At 63.5% G+C, this 17,959-nt stretch carries 15 protein-coding genes; 5 read left to right on the top strand and 10 right to left on the bottom strand.

Annotated features, from left to right (window positions below; translation table 11 throughout):
- Positions 1-587 precede the first annotated feature (587 nt).
- The 4 genes from sutA to glnK all read right to left on the bottom strand — a co-directional run bounded on the left by sutA (position 588) and on the right by glnK (position 3,219).
- A complete protein-coding gene (gene sutA / locus VV867_RS16815) occupies positions 588-908 on the bottom strand; it encodes a transcriptional regulator SutA (RefSeq protein ID WP_109934394.1) in 321 nt (106 codons plus the stop codon).
- A 77-nt stretch (positions 909-985) separates the two neighbouring features.
- Entirely contained in the window at positions 986-1,411 is a 426-nt protein-coding gene (locus VV867_RS16810) for a secondary thiamine-phosphate synthase enzyme YjbQ (RefSeq protein ID WP_328567035.1), read from the bottom strand.
- A 100-nt stretch (positions 1,412-1,511) separates the two neighbouring features.
- The gene (locus VV867_RS16805) at positions 1,512-2,846 is read right to left on the bottom strand and encodes an ammonium transporter (RefSeq protein ID WP_109934392.1); all 1,335 of its coding nucleotides are present in this window, start codon (positions 2,844-2,846) and stop codon (positions 1,512-1,514) included.
- 34 nt (positions 2,847-2,880) lie between these two features.
- On the bottom strand, positions 2,881-3,219 hold the full coding sequence (glnK, locus tag VV867_RS16800; RefSeq protein WP_003457590.1) for a P-II family nitrogen regulator: 339 nt from the start codon (positions 3,217-3,219) through the stop codon (positions 2,881-2,883).
- Positions 3,220-3,763: 544 nt separating this feature from the next.
- Between glnK and VV867_RS16795 the strand changes: the two genes are divergently transcribed.
- The 3 genes from VV867_RS16795 (at position 3,764) to VV867_RS16785 (ending at position 7,820) form a co-directional block, all read left to right on the top strand.
- Complete coding sequence (locus tag VV867_RS16795; protein ID WP_328567034.1) at positions 3,764-5,794, top strand: acyltransferase family protein; 2,031 nt, start codon at positions 3,764-3,766, stop codon at positions 5,792-5,794.
- Between the two features lie 93 nt (positions 5,795-5,887).
- Positions 5,888-6,154 carry an accessory factor UbiK family protein gene (locus tag VV867_RS16790; protein ID WP_109934390.1) on the top strand — a complete coding sequence of 89 codons (267 nt, stop codon included), beginning with the start codon at positions 5,888-5,890 and terminating at the stop codon, positions 6,152-6,154.
- Positions 6,155-6,332: 178 nt separating this feature from the next.
- Entirely contained in the window at positions 6,333-7,820 is a 1,488-nt protein-coding gene (locus tag VV867_RS16785; RefSeq protein ID WP_328567033.1) for a YifB family Mg chelatase-like AAA ATPase, read from the top strand.
- Positions 7,821-7,823: 3 nt separating this feature from the next.
- Here VV867_RS16785 and VV867_RS16780 read toward each other — a convergent pair whose 3' ends face one another.
- The gene (locus tag VV867_RS16780; protein ID WP_275628259.1) at positions 7,824-8,054 is read right to left on the bottom strand and encodes a DUF1127 domain-containing protein; all 231 of its coding nucleotides are present in this window, start codon (positions 8,052-8,054) and stop codon (positions 7,824-7,826) included.
- Positions 8,055-8,228: 174 nt separating this feature from the next.
- Between VV867_RS16780 and VV867_RS16775 the strand changes: the two genes are divergently transcribed.
- On the top strand, positions 8,229-9,680 hold the full coding sequence (locus VV867_RS16775; RefSeq protein ID WP_328567032.1) for an aminotransferase-like domain-containing protein: 1,452 nt from the start codon (positions 8,229-8,231) through the stop codon (positions 9,678-9,680).
- A 400-nt stretch (positions 9,681-10,080) separates the two neighbouring features.
- On the top strand, positions 10,081-10,893 hold the full coding sequence (locus VV867_RS16770) for a redoxin family protein (protein ID WP_328567031.1): 813 nt from the start codon (positions 10,081-10,083) through the stop codon (positions 10,891-10,893).
- Positions 10,894-10,918: 25 nt separating this feature from the next.
- On the opposite strand, the gene VV867_RS16765 is transcribed toward VV867_RS16770, so the two are convergent.
- The 5 genes from VV867_RS16765 to VV867_RS16745 all read right to left on the bottom strand — a co-directional run bounded on the left by VV867_RS16765 (position 10,919) and on the right by VV867_RS16745 (position 17,916).
- The gene (locus tag VV867_RS16765; protein ID WP_328567030.1) at positions 10,919-12,094 is read right to left on the bottom strand and encodes an acyltransferase family protein; all 1,176 of its coding nucleotides are present in this window, start codon (positions 12,092-12,094) and stop codon (positions 10,919-10,921) included.
- 481 nt (positions 12,095-12,575) lie between these two features.
- Positions 12,576-12,824 carry a hypothetical protein gene (locus tag VV867_RS16760; RefSeq protein WP_275628256.1) on the bottom strand — a complete coding sequence of 83 codons (249 nt, stop codon included), beginning with the start codon at positions 12,822-12,824 and terminating at the stop codon, positions 12,576-12,578.
- Positions 12,825-13,108: 284 nt separating this feature from the next.
- Complete coding sequence (locus VV867_RS16755) at positions 13,109-13,330, bottom strand: hypothetical protein (RefSeq protein ID WP_328567029.1); 222 nt, start codon at positions 13,328-13,330, stop codon at positions 13,109-13,111.
- The gene (locus tag VV867_RS16750; RefSeq protein ID WP_328567028.1) at positions 13,320-14,225 is read right to left on the bottom strand and encodes an RHS repeat domain-containing protein; all 906 of its coding nucleotides are present in this window, start codon (positions 14,223-14,225) and stop codon (positions 13,320-13,322) included. Before VV867_RS16750 ends, VV867_RS16755 begins: the two co-directional genes overlap by 11 nt.
- 22 nt (positions 14,226-14,247) lie before the next feature.
- Positions 14,248-17,916 (bottom strand): RHS repeat protein, encoded by a 3,669-nt coding sequence (locus tag VV867_RS16745; protein ID WP_328567027.1) that lies wholly within the window; start codon positions 17,914-17,916, stop codon positions 14,248-14,250.
- Between the last annotated feature and the right edge of the window lie 43 nt (positions 17,917-17,959).

Genomic DNA, 17,959 nt, shown 5'->3' with positions numbered 1-17,959 from the left:
GTTTCGCCCCCTCGGGCGAGTCCCTTTTGTCAAACGCCACAAAAGGAACCAAAAAGGCTTGCCCCGACATACGGGCCCGATGAAGCCGGGCTACCCTCGCGAATTCCCCCGCCACGGAGGCCCCCCCCGACAGCACGTCCCTGTGCTGATCGGGGCTCTCGCGACATCCATGTCGCATGACCTCCTGAGCGCCGGTTTCGCTCGGCCTTCTGAAGGGGCGTTCCGGTGCGTTCGGTTGTTTCTCTGGAAGTCCAAAAACCAGAGCAAGAGCCGCTTTTGCTCTTCGTAGGAGCGAGCTTGCTCGCGAACCCCGGCTTCCCGCGCTCGCGGGAATGGCGACGGGGAGATAGGCGTCTCAGGATAACTCTGGAGTTTCCGGCAACTCGGGACAGCCCCCTCTCCCTTCAGGGCGGGGCGCGCAGCCGAGGGTTGGGGAGAGGGCGCTCTTGAACCCAACACCTACGTCACCGGTAACCACTGTTCGCGAGCAAGCTCGCTCCTACGAAAAGCCGCCCCCACAGGCCGTCACAAAGAAAAAGCCCGCCGCTCCCCTGGCGGAGAGGGCGGGCTTTTTCACGACGTCGCCCTCAGATAGGGCGGCTGCCGTATTTGCTGTCCGGCTTCTTCGGCGGATCGGCGACCACGTTGGGCTCGATCTCCTGGACCTTGCCACCACGGGAGAGGAAGTCTTCCATGGCCTTGGCCAGGGCGTCGCGCTCTTTCTGCTTGGCCTCGACCGAGGGCAGTTCCTCTTCTTCTACGGCTGCCTTGGCTTTCTTGCCGCCAGAGGAAGCCGGGGCCTCGTCGGCTTCGCCTTCGGCGTCGCCATCGTCAGCTGCAGCCAACTCCTCGCCGTCGTCCTCGTCGCCGCTTTCCAACTCGTCTTGTTCCAGTTCTTCGTCGCTCATTATTCAACCTCGTGGTGCTGCAAAGCAGGTTAGTTATAGCCCAGCCGCGCGCTTTGACGAACGCTGCCGGAAAAAATTCACAGAGCCTCGCCCTGCAGGGTCGCCAGCACCTTGCGCGGCCCGCCGTGATCGCGGTGTTCGCCCAGGTAGATGCCCTGCCAGGTGCCCAGCGCCAGTCTCCCGGCGCTGACCGGCAGGGTCAGCTGGCAGCCCAGCAGGCTGGCCTTGAAGTGCGCGGGCAAGTCGTCCGGCCCTTCGTAATCGTGCTCGTAGCCACGCTCGCCCTGCGGCACCAGGCGATTGAAGAATCGCTCGAAGTCCCGCCGGACCGAGGGGTCGGCATTCTCGTTCAGCGTCAGCGACGCCGAGGTGTGTTGCAACAGCAGGTGCAGCAGGCCGGCCCGGCAACGCGCCAGGTCCGGCAATGCCGCCAGCACCTCGTCGGTGACCAGGTGGAAACCGCGCGACCGCGGGCGCAGGGTGATCTGGGTCTGCTTCCACATGGCGGGGCCTCCTGTTGGCTACCGATCGGGGCGCATTCTAGCGAAGCGCAGAAAAAAACAAAGGGCGCCCGAGGGCGCCCTTCGTCGAACCCGAGCGAACTTACAGGTTGTAGCCGCGCTCGTTGTGCAGGGCCAGGTCCAGGCCCACGGTTTCTTCTTCCTCGGTGACGCGCAGGCCGATGACCAGGTCCAGCACCTTGAGGATCACGAAGCTGACGATACCGGTGTAGACGATGGTGAAGGCCACGCCCTTGAACTGGATGAACAGCTGGGCGCCGATGTCGGTGACGGTGCCGAAGCCGCCCAGGGCGGGCGCGGCGAACACGCCGGTCAGCAGGGCGCCGACGATGCCGCCGACGGCGTGCACGCCGAAGGCGTCCAGGGAGTCGTCGTAGCCGATGGCGCGCTTGAGGCTGGTGGCGGCGAAGAAGCAGATCACGCCGGCGGCCAGGCCGAGGATGATCGCGCCCATCGGGCCGCAGGTGCCGGCGGCCGGGGTCACGGCCACCAGGCCGGCGACCACGCCCGAAGCGATGCCCAGGGCGCTGGGCTTACCGTGGGTGATCCACTCGGCGAACATCCAGCCCAGGGCGGCGGCGGCGGTGGCGATCTGGGTCACCAGCATGGCCATGCCGGCGGTGCCGTTGGCGGCGGCGGCGGAACCGGCGTTGAAGCCGAACCAGCCCACCCACAGCAGGGCGGCGCCGACCAGGGTGTAGCCCAGGTTGTGCGGGGCCATGGCGGCGGTCGGGTAGCCCTTGCGCTTGCCCATCACCAGGCAGGCCACCAGGCCGGCGACACCGGCGTTGATGTGCACCACGGTGCCACCGGCGAAGTCCAGTACGCCCCAGTCCCACAGCAGGCCGCCGTCACCGCTCCAGACCATGTGCGCGATGGGGGCATAGACCAGGGTGAACCACAGGCCGGTGAAGATCAGCAGCGCGGAGAACTTCATGCGCTCGGCGAAGGCGCCGACGATCAGCGCCGGGGTGATGATCGCGAAGGTCATCTGGAACATCACGAAGACGCTTTCCGGGAACAGCGCCGAGGCGGAGGTCAGGCCTTCGCTGGTCAGGCCGCTGAGGAAGGCCTTGTCGAAGCCGCCGACGAAGGAGGCGAAGTTGATCACGCCCTTCTCCATGCCGACGGTGTCGAAGGCCAGGCTGTAGCCGTAGACGACCCACAGGATGCTGATCAGCGCGGTGATCGCGAAGCACTGCATCATGATCGACAGGACGTTCTTGGCGCGCACCATGCCGCCGTAGAACAGCGCCAGGCCGGGGATGGTCATCATCAGCACCAGGGCGCTGGAAATCAGCATCCAGGCGGTGTCACCACTGTTCAGGACGGGGGCCGCTGCCTCGTCGGCCATGGCCAGTGCGGGCATTGCGAGGGGCAATAGGGCGCCTAGCCCTGCGAACTTGCGCAGAGTCATTGTTGTTTCTCCTGGGGCGGGGGGTTCGGTTGGCTTAGATGGCGTCGGTACCGGTCTCGCCGGTACGGATGCGGATCGCCTGTTCCAGATTCACGACGAAAATCTTGCCGTCGCCGATCTTGCCGGTGTTGGCGGCCTTGGTGATGGCCTCGATGACGCGGTCCAACTGGTCATCGGCGATGGCCACATCGATCTTCACCTTGGGCAGGAAGTCGACGACGTATTCCGCACCACGGTACAGCTCGGTGTGCCCCTTCTGCCGGCCGAAGCCCTTGACTTCGGTCACAGTGATGCCCTGCACGCCGATCTCGGACAGCGACTCGCGCACGTCGTCGAGCTTGAACGGCTTGATGATGGCTGTGACTAGCTTCATGAAACTCTCTCCCGTGTTTTGGTGGACTCGCCCCAGGAAAACGAACCCGGGGACAAGTCTAAGCGCAGTGTCTGGCTTTGTAACGCGCCGGCCGCCCTACCTCAGCACTCCGACCTCTTCCAGCCGCTTCCCGCGAAGCGCTCGTCAGCTCCGCCAGCCGCACCGGACCTGCATCGGTGCACGCTATGTCAGCGCCGAAGCAGGAACCTTGCCAGCTCGGCGAAAAGCCCGCCGATTCAGCCTCTTAGCGAAAAACAGCGGCGCCGGGGCGATGGCCGGGTGCCATGTCGCGCACCAGAACCGGGCAGTCATGCCACCAAGCTTGCGCAAAAATCGTGCAGCGGCCCCTTTTTCCCGCCAAACCGGGGGGCCGACCTGGGCCATCCGGGCTGCGCCATAGGGAAGAGGCTCGACCAGCGCTGGACCAGGGCCATCTCTCCGAAGGGATTTTCCGAAAGCCTGAAGGCAAGTTCCTCAGTATCCGAGCGGGCGTCGCCGCAGGAGTCGAAAGACCTATCTTTCGCCGATTTGCGGAAAACCAGCGATGAGCCTTCTCCCCAGCCGCCGCGCCCGGTCCGGCCAGACGAAACCCACGCCCGCCAACCACTTCAGGCAGGACATCAACGGCCTGCGAGCCCTGGCGGTGGTCGCGGTCATCCTCTATCACTTCGACGTCGGCGGACTGGACGGCGGATTCGCCGGCGTGGATGTGTTCTTCGTGCTCTCCGGCTACCTCATGGCGGGGATCATCGGCACCGGCCTGCAGCGTGGCGGCTTCTCCGTCCTGGCGTTCTACTGGGCCCGGGCCAGACGCATCCTTCCGGCGTTGCTGGTGGTCTGCGCGGTCGTGCTGGCCGTCGGCTGGCTGCTGCTCGCGCCAAACGACTACAAGACCCTCGGCCGGCACGCCCGACAGTCCCTGGCCTTCCTGTCCAATCACCTGTATCTGAAGGAAGCCGGCTACTTCGACAGCGCCAGCCAGGCGAAATGGCTGCTGCACACCTGGTCGCTGTCCGTCGAGTGGCAGTTCTACCTGGCGTTGCCGCTAATCCTCGCCCTCGCCTGGAAGCTGCTGCCCCGGCGCGGCACGCTCGTGGGCGTGCACCTGGCGCTGTTCTCCTGCTCGCTGGCGCTGTGCATCACGCTGACCGCCAGCCATCCGGAAAAGGCTTTCTACCTCCTGCCCGCCCGCGCCTGGGAAATGCTCCTGGGCGGATTGTGCTTCCTGCTCTGCTCGAACCTCGGGCTCCCGGCGACGGCACGGCGCCTGCTGGAAGCCGGCGGCCTGGCGCTGATAGGGGCGTCGGTGTTCCTGCTCGACGAGTCCGCCGCCTGGCCCGGTGCGCTGGCGCTGCTGCCGACACTGGGAACCGCCATGGTGCTGGCGGCCCGGCGGGAAGCCTCGTCGTGGTGCACCCATGGCGCCGTTCAGTGGCTGGGCACGCGTTCCTACTCCCTGTACCTGTGGCACTGGCCGCTGGTCGCCTGGCTGTTCCATGCCGGCCACCGGCAAGCCCCCCTGTGGATCGCCGCAGCCCTGCTGCTGACGCTATTGCTGGGCGAGCTCTCCTACCGGCTGGTGGAACAACCGACGCGGCGCTGGCTGGGCACTAGCCGGCGAGCGTTCGCCGTGGCCGGACTGGCCGGCCTGATGATCCTTGCCGGCTACATGGCGCAGGTGGTGGTCAGGGCGAAAGGCTTCCCGCAACGGATGCCCGCGGACATCCTGGCGATGCGGGAACAGGCCCTGCAGGGCACGCCGCGCAACGGGGAGTGCCTGAGCAAGGGCGCGGGCTGCGTGTATGGCGGGCCGGACATCCAGGCCATGCTCATCGGCGACAGCCACGCCGCCTCCGTGGTCACCGCCGCACAACTCGCACTGCCTGACGCCGGCCAGGGCATCTACCTGCGGGCCGCACCGGCCTGCCTGCCGGTTCCCGGGCTGCACATCCGCGAACACCCGCGCGACAACCCGGAGGACACCTGCAACCGCATGCGCCGGCAACTGCCGGCCGAACTCGGCGACGCGCCCAGCCGGGTGCCGCTGATCATCGTTACCCGCACCTCCGTCTACCCGCTGGGTTACAACGGCATCGACCAGAACCGCAAGAACCGGCCGCAGGCCTACGTCAGCTCGCCCGTGGACGAGCCCAGCAGCGAATGGCTCGAGGCGTTCACCCGGCTCTACATCGACCACGCCTGCGCCCTGGCGCGGCAGCGCCCGGTCTACCTGGTGCGGCCGATACCGGAAATGCGCGTCGACGTGCCGGATGTGATGAGCAGGAAGATGCTCCAGGGGAAGGCGCCGCAAGTAACCCTCAGCCGGGCCGACTACGAGGCGCGCAACGGCTTCGTCTGGGGCGTGCAGGACCGCGCCCGCGAAGCCTGCGACGTGAACATTCTCGATCCGCTTCCCTACCTGTGCGACGAAGGGCAGTGCTACGGCGGCCGGGAAGGACAGGCCTACTACGCCGATGACAACCACCTGAACGCGGCGGGCAGCCGGCTCCTGGCGCCCATGTTCGCCAAGGTCTTCGCGGACCTGTCCACGGCCCAGGCCGATGCCCCGCGCTAGCACGCAGAACCTGCGGCGGCTGCCCCGGTCCGCGCCAGCGGCACCGGGCAGCGTGATAGACTCCCCACCCAGTCCCAACTGGAAAACCTCGCCATGCTGCCGCCCAAAGCCTTCCTCGACGCCCTCGGCCAACAGGCCAGCCGCCTCTTCGGCGGTGAATCGCCGCTGCCCCGCGCCGAGCTGGAGGCGCAGTTCAAGGTCCTGCTGCAGAGCGCCTTCGGCAAGCTCGACCTGGTCAGCCGCGACGAGTTCGACAGCCAGATGGTGGTGCTCGCCCGCACCCGCGCCCGCCTGGAGGCGCTGGAAGCCAAGGTCGCCGAACTGGAGGCCAAACTCGCGCCGCCCGCCGAGGCCGAATGACCCGGCGCGTGGCTGCACGGCATCGACTTGGGCCGGCTTACGAAAGCCCCCTTCCATTGCCCCTGACCAACGGGAAGTTTCCTACCGGACATTAGCGCCCTTACAGCGGCAGCGAGCATGACCCCGGCATCAGTGACCTCCTAAACTCGGGGTTTGCTCTGGAAGAAGCTGCCCTGCCATGTCCCTGGCCATCGTCCACAGCCGCGCCCAGGTAGGCGTGGAAGCCCCCGGTGTCACCGTCGAGGCGCACCTGGCCAATGGCCTGCCGTCGCTGACCCTGGTCGGCCTGCCGGAAACCGCGGTCAAGGAAAGCAAGGACCGCGTGCGCAGCGCCATCCTCAACGCCGGCTTCGAGTTCCCCGCCCGGCGCATCACCCTCAACCTCGCCCCGGCCGACCTGCCCAAGGACGGCGGGCGCTTCGACCTGGCCATCGCCCTGGGCCTGCTCGCCGCCAACGGCCAGTTGGCCGGCGCCAACCTGGACGGCCTGGAATGCCTCGGTGAACTGGCCCTGTCCGGCGCCCTGCGCCCGGTCCAGGGCGTGCTGCCGGCCGCCCTGGCGGCGCGCGCCGCGGGCCGCGCCCTGGTGGTGCCGAAGGAAAACGCCGAGGAAGCCAGCCTGGCCAGCGGCCTGACCGTCTACGCCGTGGGCCACCTGCTGGAGCTGGCCGCGCACCTGACCGGCCAGGCGCCCCTGCCGCCCTACCAGGCCCGCGGCCTGCTGCGGGAAACCCCGCCCTACCCCGACCTCGCCGAGGTCCAGGGCCAGGCCGCGGCCAAGCGCGCCCTGCTGGTGGCAGCCGCCGGGTCGCACAACCTGCTGCTGAGCGGCCCGCCGGGCACCGGCAAGACGCTATTGGCCAGCCGCCTGCCGGGGCTTCTGCCGCCGCTGAGCGAAGACGAGGCGCTGCAGGTGGCGGCCATCCACTCCGTGTCCGGGCGTGGGCCGCTGACGCACTGGCCGCAGCGCCCGTTCCGCCAGCCGCACCACAGCGCCTCGGCCGCCGCGCTGGTGGGCGGCGGCAGCCGGCCGCAACCGGGGGAGATCACCCTGGCCCACGAAGGCGTGCTGTTCCTCGACGAGTTGCCGGAATTCGACCGCAAGGTTCTGGAAGTGCTGCGCGAGCCCCTGGAAGGGGGAGAAATCGTGATCGCCCGGGCCAACGGCCGGGTGCGCTTCCCGGCGCGCTTCCAACTGGTGGCGGCGATGAACCCCTGCCCCTGCGGCTACCTCGGCGACCCCAGCGGCCGCTGCCGCTGCACCCCGGAGCAGATCCAGCGCTACCGCGCCAAGCTGTCCGGCCCACTGCTGGACCGCATCGACCTGCACCTGACCGTGGGCCGCGAGACCACGCGCCTCGTCCCCCAGGAGGGCAGCCTGGGCAGCGCCGAGGTCGCCGCGCAGGTGGCCCGCGCCCGCGAGCGGCAGCTGGCGCGGCAGGGTTGCGCGAACGCCGTTCTCGACCTCAAGGCGATGCACCAGAATTGTGCACTGGACGACCAGGACCAGGCCTGGCTGGAAACCGCCGGCGAGCGCCTGGACCTGTCCCTGCGCGCCCTGCACCGCATCCTCAAGGTCGCCCGCACCCTGGCCGACCTGGAAAGCGCCGAGCGCATCGCCCGGGCGCACCTGGCCGAAGCCCTGCAATACCGCGCCGGGCACTGAAGCTCAGCAGCGCCAGAACGGCCGCAGCGCCTCGATGCGCGCCTGCTCGCGGGAAATGCCGATGTCGCGCAGCTGTTCGTCGCTGAGTTCGAGCAGTTGCCTGCGCGTGCGCACCCGCCGCCAGAACTGCCGCCAGCGACTTTCCGCCGGGCCGCGCGGGACCAGCTTGCCGTCGTCGAGGCCGAGCAGTTCGCGCTGGTACAGGGTCAAGCGCACATCTGTCATGCCGTTCATGTCGCCCCTCCTTCTCCGAGCCTGTGGATAGGGTGGCGAATGGGCCAGTCTCATTACAGATTCAAGGAAATGGAATTTTTTCCATACAGAAAGCGGAAAAAACCAACTGAATGGCGTATTTTTGCCCAATCTGTACTGGTCTTCGCCGCCATGGCGCGGCACGGGGCAACTGTCATGAAGCGCTACGCACAACTGGCCAGCACCCTGGGCGAACGCATCGAGCAGGGGCTTTACCGCCCCGGCGACCGCCTGCCCTCGGTGCGCGCGCTAAGCGAGGAGCACGGCGTCAGCATCAGCACCGTGCAGCAGGCCTACCGGGTGCTGGAGGATGCAGGGCTGGTCGAGCCGCGGCCCAAGTCCGGCTTCTTCGTCCCCGAACGACGCCCGCAACCGGCCATGCCGGCGATGACCCGCCCGGCGCAGCGGCCGGTGGACGTATCGCAGTGGGACCAGGTGCTGGAGCAGGTGCGCCGCGCCCCCGGCGGCGATTTCGTCCAGCTCGGCCGCGGCACCCCGGACATCGCCAGCCCTTCACTCAAGCCGCTGCAGCGCGCCATGGCCAATGCCGCGCGGCGCACCGACCTGCAGGCCCTGGGCTACGAAGGCATCCAGGGCTCGCTGGCCCTGCGCGAACAGATTTCCCGGCTGATGCTGGACTCCGGTTGCCAGGTGCCGCCCAGCGAAATCGTCATCACCACCGGCTGCCAGGAGGCCCTGGCCATCACCCTGCGCGCCATCTGCCAGCCGGGCGACATCGTCGCCATCGACTCACCGAGCTTCCACGGCGCCATGCAGGCGCTCAAGGCGTACGGCCTGAAGGCCCTGGAAATCCCCACCGACCCGACCAACGGGGTGAGCCTGGAAGCCCTGGCGCTGGCCATGGAGCAATGGCCGGTGAAGCTGATCCTGCTCACCCCCAACTGCAACAACCCGCTGGGCTACATCATGCCCGACGCGCGCAAGCGCGCCCTGCTCAGCCTGGCCCAGCGCTACGACGTGCCCATCCTCGAGGACGATATCTACGGCGAGCTGGCCTATGCCTACCCGCGGCCGCGCAGCATCAAGTCGTTCGACACCGACGACCGCGTGCTGCTGGCCAGCTCCTTCTCCAAGACGGTGGCGCCGGGCCTGCGCACCGGCTGGGTGGTGCCGGGGCGCTACCTGGACCGCATCCTCCACTTCAAGTACATCGCCAGCGGCACCTGCGCGCCGCAGCCGCAGATGGCCCTGGCCGAGTTCGTCGGCGGCGGCCACTACGAGCCGCACATCCGCCGCATGCGCGCCCAATACCAGCGCCACCGCGACCTGATGACCGACTGGATCGCCCGCTACTTCCCCGAGGGCACCCGCGCCACCCGGCCACAGGGCGGCTTCATGCTCTGGGTGGAACTGCACCCGCAGTTCGACAGCGTGCGGCTGAACCGCGAACTGCAGGCCGAGCGCGTGCAGGTGGCGGCCGGCAGCATCTTCTCGGCCTCCGGCAAGTACCGCAATTGCCTGCGCCTGAACTACTCCAACCGCGACCTGCCGCGCATCGAAGAAGCCGTGCGCAAGGTCGGCGCCTGCGCCACGCGTCTGGTGGAGGAGCTGCACGCCGAGGCCGGGGAAGACACAGCCCTGGCGTGAGGAGGCACGGTCGTAGGAGCAACTGTCTTGCGGCCCGCGCCGAAATGCTCTTCGTAGGAGCGAGCTTGCTCGCGAATAAACCCCGCTGCGAAGTCCGTTCGCGAGCAAGCTCGCTCCTACAGGTTGCCGGAAGGTGTGGCATTTCCCTGTAGGAGCGGGCCCTGCCCGCGATTTCGCGCGCAGGGCCCGCTCCTACAGTGGAATGGCGTGGGTGAGCGGCGTAGGAGCGGATCTCATCCGCGAACTGCGCCGGAACCTCCGGCTATCGCGGACGAAGTCCGCTCCTACGGGGGAACGCCGTGCCTCGGGGCAATATGGGGTCGAAACATTTATCCACAGCACCGCTCACGCCCGGCAGCGCGGGACTGCGATACTCGCGGCCCGCCTCCCGGAGACCGCCATGACCAGCCTGATCCTCGGCCCGCTCGCCATTCCCATGCCCCAGGCCCTGCTCTACCTGGGCTTCCTCGCCGCACTGCTGGGCGGCTGGCTGGCCGGGCGCAGGCGTGGCGGCAACCCCGAGGGGGCGCTGTTCGCCATGCTCCTGGCCGGCCTGCTGGTGGCGCGCCTGGCCTTCGTCGCGCGCTACGCAGGGCAATACGCGGCGGCGCCCTGGGGCGTGCTGGACATCCGCGACGGCGGCTTCCTGGCCTGGCCGGGCGCACTCGCCGCGGCATTGCTCGGCACCTGGCTGGCCTGGCGCAACGACGGCCTGCGCCGGCCGCTGGCCATCGCCCTGGTGACAGGCGTCTGCGTCTGGGGCGGCGGCACCGCGCTGGTCTCCGCCCTGGACCGCGGCCAGCGACTGCCGGCCCTGGCGCTGAGCGACCTTCAAGGCCGGCCGGTGAATCTCGGCCAGTTGGACGGCCGCCCGTTGGTGGTCAACCTCTGGGCCACCTGGTGCCCGCCCTGCCGGCGCGAGATGCCGGTGCTGGAAGCCGCCCAGCAGGCGCGCCCGGACGTACGCTTCGTGCTGGCCAACCAGGGCGAGTCGGCCGAGGCCGTGGCCGGCTTCCTCGCCAGCCAGAAGCTGAAGCCCCGGGAAGTCCTGCTCGACAGTGGCAACCAGTTCGGCCAGGCCACCGGCGCCTACGGCATGCCGACCACGTTCTTCTACGCCGCCGACGGCCGCCTGCGCCACAGCCACATGGGCGAGTTGTCCGCCGCCAGCCTGGAGCATGGCCTGCAGCAGTTGGCCGAGCCCCGGCGCTGAGCCGGGGCGTGATAACCGACCAAACTCACGCCGAACTCGATACCAAATGACCGGAGCGCATCCTGAACCTCATTACAGGCTTTTCTATTAAACGATAAGTCATCGCCGAAAAGGCAATTACGCAAATCAACGCCAGGAAACTCATGACAGAGTTCTGGTATGCACTACCGGACAGGATATCAAATTTCTCGACGATGGAAAGAATCGGCATATGAAAGAGATAAACGCCATATGACCAATGCCCTAGTGCCTCAAGAGCCCGTCGGAAGAGCAAACCAATCCGCGACACGCGGATAAGCTGCGGCTTGGCGTAAAGCATCGTAAAGCCCAGGAACCAGAGTCCAAGCAATGGCAAGAGAAGGTAGAGAGTGAAGGCGTCAACCTTGCCTTTCTGAAACAGAGCATCTCCTACAATTCCAGTTCTCGCGAACATCAGCAGAATCAACGATGCCAGTGAAACTTTGAAAAACAATTGGCCACGCACAGTACCTCTCCGAGATTGACCATTGACATAAAAGGCCGCAATCCCGCCCAGAAGAAACACTTCGAAATTGTAAATCACATCATGGTGAGCCAGTCGGTTCCATATCACGCGACTCATTAAAAAGCCATCGTCATAAGGAATATCCCAGAATACAATTGCGCTGTATATAAAGTATGCAAGAATAATGAAGAGCAAGGCTCCAAGCGCACCAAGGCTCAAGCAGAGCCAACGCATGAAAAAGAACAAGACTGGCGCCAGGACGAAGAAAGCCACTTCGACAGGAAGGCTCCAGTAAACATGATTGAAAATTATGCCACCATCAATCTTATATGCACCAACGAACCCAAACAAAGCCAGAACCTCATCCCAGCGATAGAATGACTCTGGCCAATAGATCAAGAGACAGGCGAGAATAGAAAAATAATACAACGGCAACACTCTCAACGCTCTATTTCTGTAGTACCCCCAAACACCTAAAACAGAACCCGGCTCATAACGACCGAGTATAAAGTTCTGGGTAATCAGAAACCCACTCAAGCAGAAAAAAACAAGAACCGGTATGTAGCCGAAGGGTCGCAACAGCCACTCCAGGTGGGAGGTACCAAGAGCCGTATAGAACTCAAACGGGTAATTTCTCAACACCACTGCAAAGGCGCAAGCCCCTCGCAGAATGAGCAGATAGTCGAATGACTGGAGGGAGCTATCTCTTTTTTCCAAACTGTAAAACTCTCACAAAGTCTAAAAATATAAAATCTGAAAACTTCCAGCCCCTGCAAGCAGCTCACGACTAACAGAATCACCAAGCCTGGCTTGAACGCCAAGTTTAGATCCGATTAACCTTGCAACTTAGACCCTCTCCCGCCGAGAGTAAACAAAACTACAAAGGGGAGTAAAATCCCGTTTAGGTTCGACTGTACTTAGGTGATCTATATTAAACTTATCGATCAAAATAAATTAATTTACGATCAAGAAAATAGCGGATCAATAACTCACCATTACCACTATATCCAACAGCTATAGCTCTTATATCTTGATTTATCTCACCGAGCATTACGATCCGAAAAAATATCACTAGCCAACCTTTATCCTCTTGTAACAGTTGGACCAACTCTTCCGTCAACACCTACTGACCGTCCAAATTCCACAGTTGGGTTTCCACGTGCACCTATTCCAACAATCAAATACTTTTGGAATACGTTCAGCATTCAATTTCTTTCGAAATTGAGTCCCTGGCCAGAATCAAAGCATCTACAAATCCAGACAACGGAACTTTCAGGCTTGAACTACCTAGCCCGACAAAAATTTCTAACTCTAACCTATCCCTCCCCATATCTTGATTAATCTGAGCGACAGGCTCTCCTTTATATTGGACCTCGATGGTCAGTTTCTTATAGCGACAATCGCTATATCCTAATAACTCGAAGTCTTTGTCAATTTCAAGCTTCATGCCGTCCCTTGACGTCTAGAAATCCAGAAAAAGATCCAGCGCTATTGTAGTGCGACCTCGTTCAATATGACGCTCGATCCTCCAACCCGCCTTAACTCAGGTTAGAAAATTTAAAGCCTCGAATAAAAAAGCCACTCCATTTAACAAGCCGTCAACCCGTCACTAAACTGCAGAAAAGAGCCTGGACTATTAGTAAAACTTTCAATATGAGAGGAAATACGCGAAAGGCATGAAAACTAGATGTTCCTTATATCTAGCAGTTACCCGCGCAAGCAGCAACTCAACTACCAAGCAGGGTTGTCTTTTTTGGCCTTCTTTACTGCTTCAAGCCAATCGTCCCATGCTGCAGGATCTGGCGGTCCCGAGTTATCAGACAAGACTGTCCAATCAAGAGAGCTAAGTATTATCGCTATGTCCTCAGATTTTGTTAGCTCATATTCATTTTCAAGAAAGTAAAACATCGCACAAAAAGCTTGTTCTAGAGTCAATCTTTTATCATTTTCCATCTTTACTTCCTCTTGGCTTAAGTGATGCCAATCCTCTTTCAGGGTCATATGGCTTAGGTGCTTTATTAATTCCGCCATTGATCACCTGGCCTCCTCTTGTTTGCACCCATGCCTGGCTACCATCCGGCAATAACTTCGCAGACCAGATGGTTCCGTGGCGATCCACCCCAAGCACTGATTTATTGTCATTCGCCAAGTTTGTAAGTAACTCTCGATTGGCGGGAGTATCGGGTATGTGTCCTTCAGCCTTTCTAAAGATATGACCAACTCGGTTTTCAGGTATTGCTATTGTTGCTTTTGCAGCAATGGATCCTTCCTTTGCCAGAATATACCCCCGCCTGAGTACATTCCCGGCCAAACCTCCCACCAAATGAGCCGCTACAGCCTTGCCCACCTCCGCCTGCGCGGCCTCCATTCCGCCCCTGCGGTACTCGGAATAGATGCCATGGATCGTCAATCCAGCATCCAGCACACCCAACGCGGCGGCCACCCAACGTCCATCCGGATCGCTGTAGCCGTAGGGATTGTTCAGGGAATAGGCATAGCGATTGAAACTTCCCGGTGTTTCCTCGCTGGCCTCCTTCGGATCCACCGACAGGAATCGCCCTATCAAGGGGTCGTAATAGCGAGCCCCGGCATAGACCAGACCGTTGGCCTGGTTCTGCGCATGACCGGTGAAACCGAGCGTGCCGTAGCCCTGGTAGCCGGGGCGGTCCTGGCGATCTCCATAGGGCCGGTAATGCTCTCGCCAGAGCAGGTTTCCGGTTTCGTCGGTGGCAGCCACCGGCGAGCCCAGATGGTCGTTGTGGTAGTAGGTGACGAAGACCTCGTTGGCGTTAACCATGCCGCAGAGCAGCAGCAGGCAAAGGCCAGCCAGCTTTATCCATTGACGCATGATCGTTCCCCCTGGCCGATAGTCAGAAAACGGTGCCCTGGCGACCATTCACCGGGTAGCGCTTTTCCTTGCAGTTGGAGACGCCGTTGCCGTCGTCGTCGACGAACTCGCATTGCATGCGGGAGGCGATCCGCTCATCCGCCAGGTAGATGTGCTCGACGAACCCGCCATCGGCGGGGAAGTCCTCGCGCAGCAGCCGCCCCTCCTGGCCATACAGGGAAAGCACCTGGGTACCGTCGGCGAATGCGGTCGCACTGCGGTAACCGCGCGGGTCGTAGCGGTAGGTTTCGCTGGGGGAGGGACAGTCCCATTGCGGGCTGGCGCAGTACAGCAGCATCTGGCTGGCGCCGTTATAGGTGTAGCGCGACCGTCCCTGGGTGACGTTGCCTCGATTGTTGTAGGTGAAACCGACATTCAGGGAGCCATTGAGCGCGGCAAGGCGCCCCTGGCCGTCGTAGCTGTAGTCGATCCGGGCGCCACCGGTCTGCTGGAAGGTCAGGTCGCCGCGGCCGTTATAGCCATAGCTCGCTTCACCCCAGGCGCCATTGGCGGACACGAAGCGGTTCAGCCCGTCGTAGCGCATCGACTGACTGTGACGGCCATCCACCTCGTCGACCAGTTGGGTCAGGTTACCGGCAGCGTCGTAGCCATAGCGCAGCGCCATGGGCACGTTGAACTGCGGTAGCCCGCCCACGCGCCTGTCGGTCGGGCGCAGGCGCCGGGGGTCCTGGCCGATGCTCAGGGTCCTGCCGTTGGCGTAGGTCAGCGAGCGTAGCGCACCATTGGCATGGAAGCTGACGCCATGGGCGAAAGCACCCACCTGGGTCGGGCGCCCATACACATCGGGGTTGTAGAAGACCTCAAGGCCACTGGGGTAGGTGATGGTGTGCAACTGGTCCCGCGAGTTGTAGCCATACCCCATGGTCAGCGCGCGCGATGCGCCGGGCTCGGTGAGGGTCTCGCGGATGATCTGGTCGTGGGCGTTGTAGGCGAAGTCCCAGACAGTGCCCTGATAGGACGTCTGGCGCACCAGCCGGCCGCCCGGATCGTAGCTGCGGGTGAACGTCTGTACGCCGCCATAGCTGCTCGACACCAGGCGGTTCATGGCGTCGTAGATGAAATGGTCGGTGGCCGCCGCACCGACCTTGCGGCTGATACGGTTGCCTACAGCATCGTACCCATACTGGGTCGTCAGGGTTTCCGGGTTGTATTCGCTCACCAGGAAACCACGGCTGCCATAGGCATAGGTGCGCCGCAGGCCACCCTGTTCGAGCACGGTGACACGCCCCAGGGGATCACGGCCGACATGGGTGACGACGCCCCCCGGCTGTTCGATGCGTACCCGTTCGCGTTGGTCCGGGTCGCCATAGGCCAGGTAATGGCTGGTGATCGCGTTGCCGTTCTCGTCCCACTGCGTCTGGACGTTGCCTGCGCCATGGGCGGTCGTGGCGGCGCTGCCATCGGCATGGCGCACTCGCGTGAGCCGCCCGAGGCCGTCGTACTCGTAATATTGGGCATGGGGATTCAGCCCCCCGTAGCCGGGCAGCGAAAGACTTATCTTCTGGCCATCCGCCCGGTAGATGGCAGCAGTCTCGATGGTCGATGCACCGCCGGCCTCGATCTGGACGATGAGCTGGCCCAGGGAGTTGTATTGCCTGGCCAGCGTATAGCCGGCACGAACGGCCGTCTGCATGACGCCCGTGGGACCGAAGGCATAGTTGATGTCGTAGCGGGTATGGCTGCTTTTCGGTAACTGGATGCGGGTTACCCGGTTCATCGCGTCGTAGGTATAGCTGCTGACCCGGCCCAATGGATCGGTCAGCGACGCCAGGGTGCCGGTAGGGTTCACCGTACGCCGGACCAGCCCGCCATCGGCCTGGCGAGTCAGCCTGGGAATTCCCCGGAAGTGGTCGGCATACGTGGTGACATGGCCATTGGCATCGGTCTCGCTGGTCAGGTCGCCACCGGCACTGTAGGCATAGCGAGTGACCACGCCGAACATTGATTTCTGTGCCAGCCGGCCGCTGCCGGTATAGCTGTTGGCTATCTCGCCGGGAATACCCGAAATGGATTGGTGGGAAACCTTGCCGAGCATCCAGCGCCCGCCCGGACGGGTATAGCGAAACCGGGTCGTCCTGCTGCCCTGCCCCTGCTCGGCCACGGTCAACGGCTGGCCGTAGGCATCGTGGGTGTAGCGGGTCACATAGGTGGCGCCATCCTGGGTGATGGCGCGCTGGACCAGTACGGGGGCCCGGGTCCTGTTCTCGACGAGCAGGTTGTAGCGGCGCATTTCCTTCTGCGGGGAAATCTCCTGGCGGTCCCAGGCGTAGGTCTCCTCACGCAATGTCGGCCCGCAGCCCACTCCCGCCCGGCCAGTCATGGTCTTGCGCACCAGACTGCCGACCTTCCACAGGCCCTGGTCGACACCCGAGGCGCCATTGGCGATGGTATTGGTACCTACATGCTCGTAGGTGACGCACTGCAGCGGCCCTCGCTCGAAGGTCTGGTCGTTCCCGGGAGCGAAGCCCTTGACGTATTGGTACTCCCAGACGAGGTCGCGCGGCTGCGTTCCCAATATCCCGGACAGGGTCCTGCGCTGTACGACGTTGAGCTTCTCCGCAAGATCGACGCCCATCTGCTGGAAGCCGTATGCGTAACCGACACGCAGGCCGAGCGGACTGGTCATGCCGGTCATCGAGAAACGACCGGGCACGGTACCCACCAACGAGTTCGCATTGTTGTAGGCATACGCCCAGCGAGTGCCGTCGGGGTAGTTCACGCTGGTCAGGTAGTGGGGCTTGGCTCCGACATTCCAATTGGCGTCGGCATAGCCGTAACCGATGCTGACGCCATTGGCGGAAACGCCCGTCAGCACGGCCCTCGGGCCATTCTCGTCGTGGTAGCTGAAGTCGACCACGCGCCCATCCGTCGCCGTGATGCGCTTGAGCAGGTGATGCCGTGCCAGTTTGTTGGATTTCGAAATGTTGTAGCTGAAGTCGAGGGCATTTCCGTCGGCATCTTCGATGCGCGTGACGAAATAGCTGCGCAGTTGCTTGTCCGGAGAAACGGTGCCAAGGAGGTCGAAGACGTACTTCCGGCCATCGGGGGAGAACACCAGCAGACCGCCATCCCCCTTGTTCTGCTTGGTGGGAAGGCAGCGGCCGATCCAGCGCGCCTTGCTGACGAAGGCATGATCGCTGCCATCGCCATTGGCCAGGACATGCCGCGAACCATCGGGCAATTCGAGAATGGGATTTAGGTTGGAGGCCACCTGCCCGATCTGGCAGCCGCGATTGTTGTCGGACTGGGCAAGACGATTGTAGGTATCCGAAACCCAGAGACGCCCGAAATGCAGGTCCCATCCCGTACCGAAGGGCGTCCTCTCGATGTGGCCGTTGCTGTATGGCCCCCGGGAATTGGTGACACTCTGATAGTTACGCAGCACCTCGATATCCAGGCCGCCGTTGCCCGGAATGAACAGGTCCCTGGTCACTATCTTCAGCGCTCCGCTGAAGGGGTCGATGCTGTCGACCTGTTCGCCATCGGCGAACTGCCGGTTGCTGTTGAAGCCGGGCTCCTGATACGAGCCGACCGCTGCAGCGTTGAAATCCTCGCTGGCAGCCAGGGAACCGATCGGCGCGAGCAGGGCGAGCACGGCCAGGACGCGAAAGGCTGGCGAACCGACGGGCATGGGCGCTCTCCTGAAATGCAGACCGGGCGGACAATCCGCCCGG

It is taken from the genome of Pseudomonas sp. JH-2, from assembly GCF_036231725.1.
GTDB lineage: Bacteria > Pseudomonadota > Gammaproteobacteria > Pseudomonadales > Pseudomonadaceae > Pseudomonas > Pseudomonas delhiensis.
Note: the sequence above shows the minus strand (reverse complement) of the source record. Positions and strands in the feature narration are given on the sequence as shown.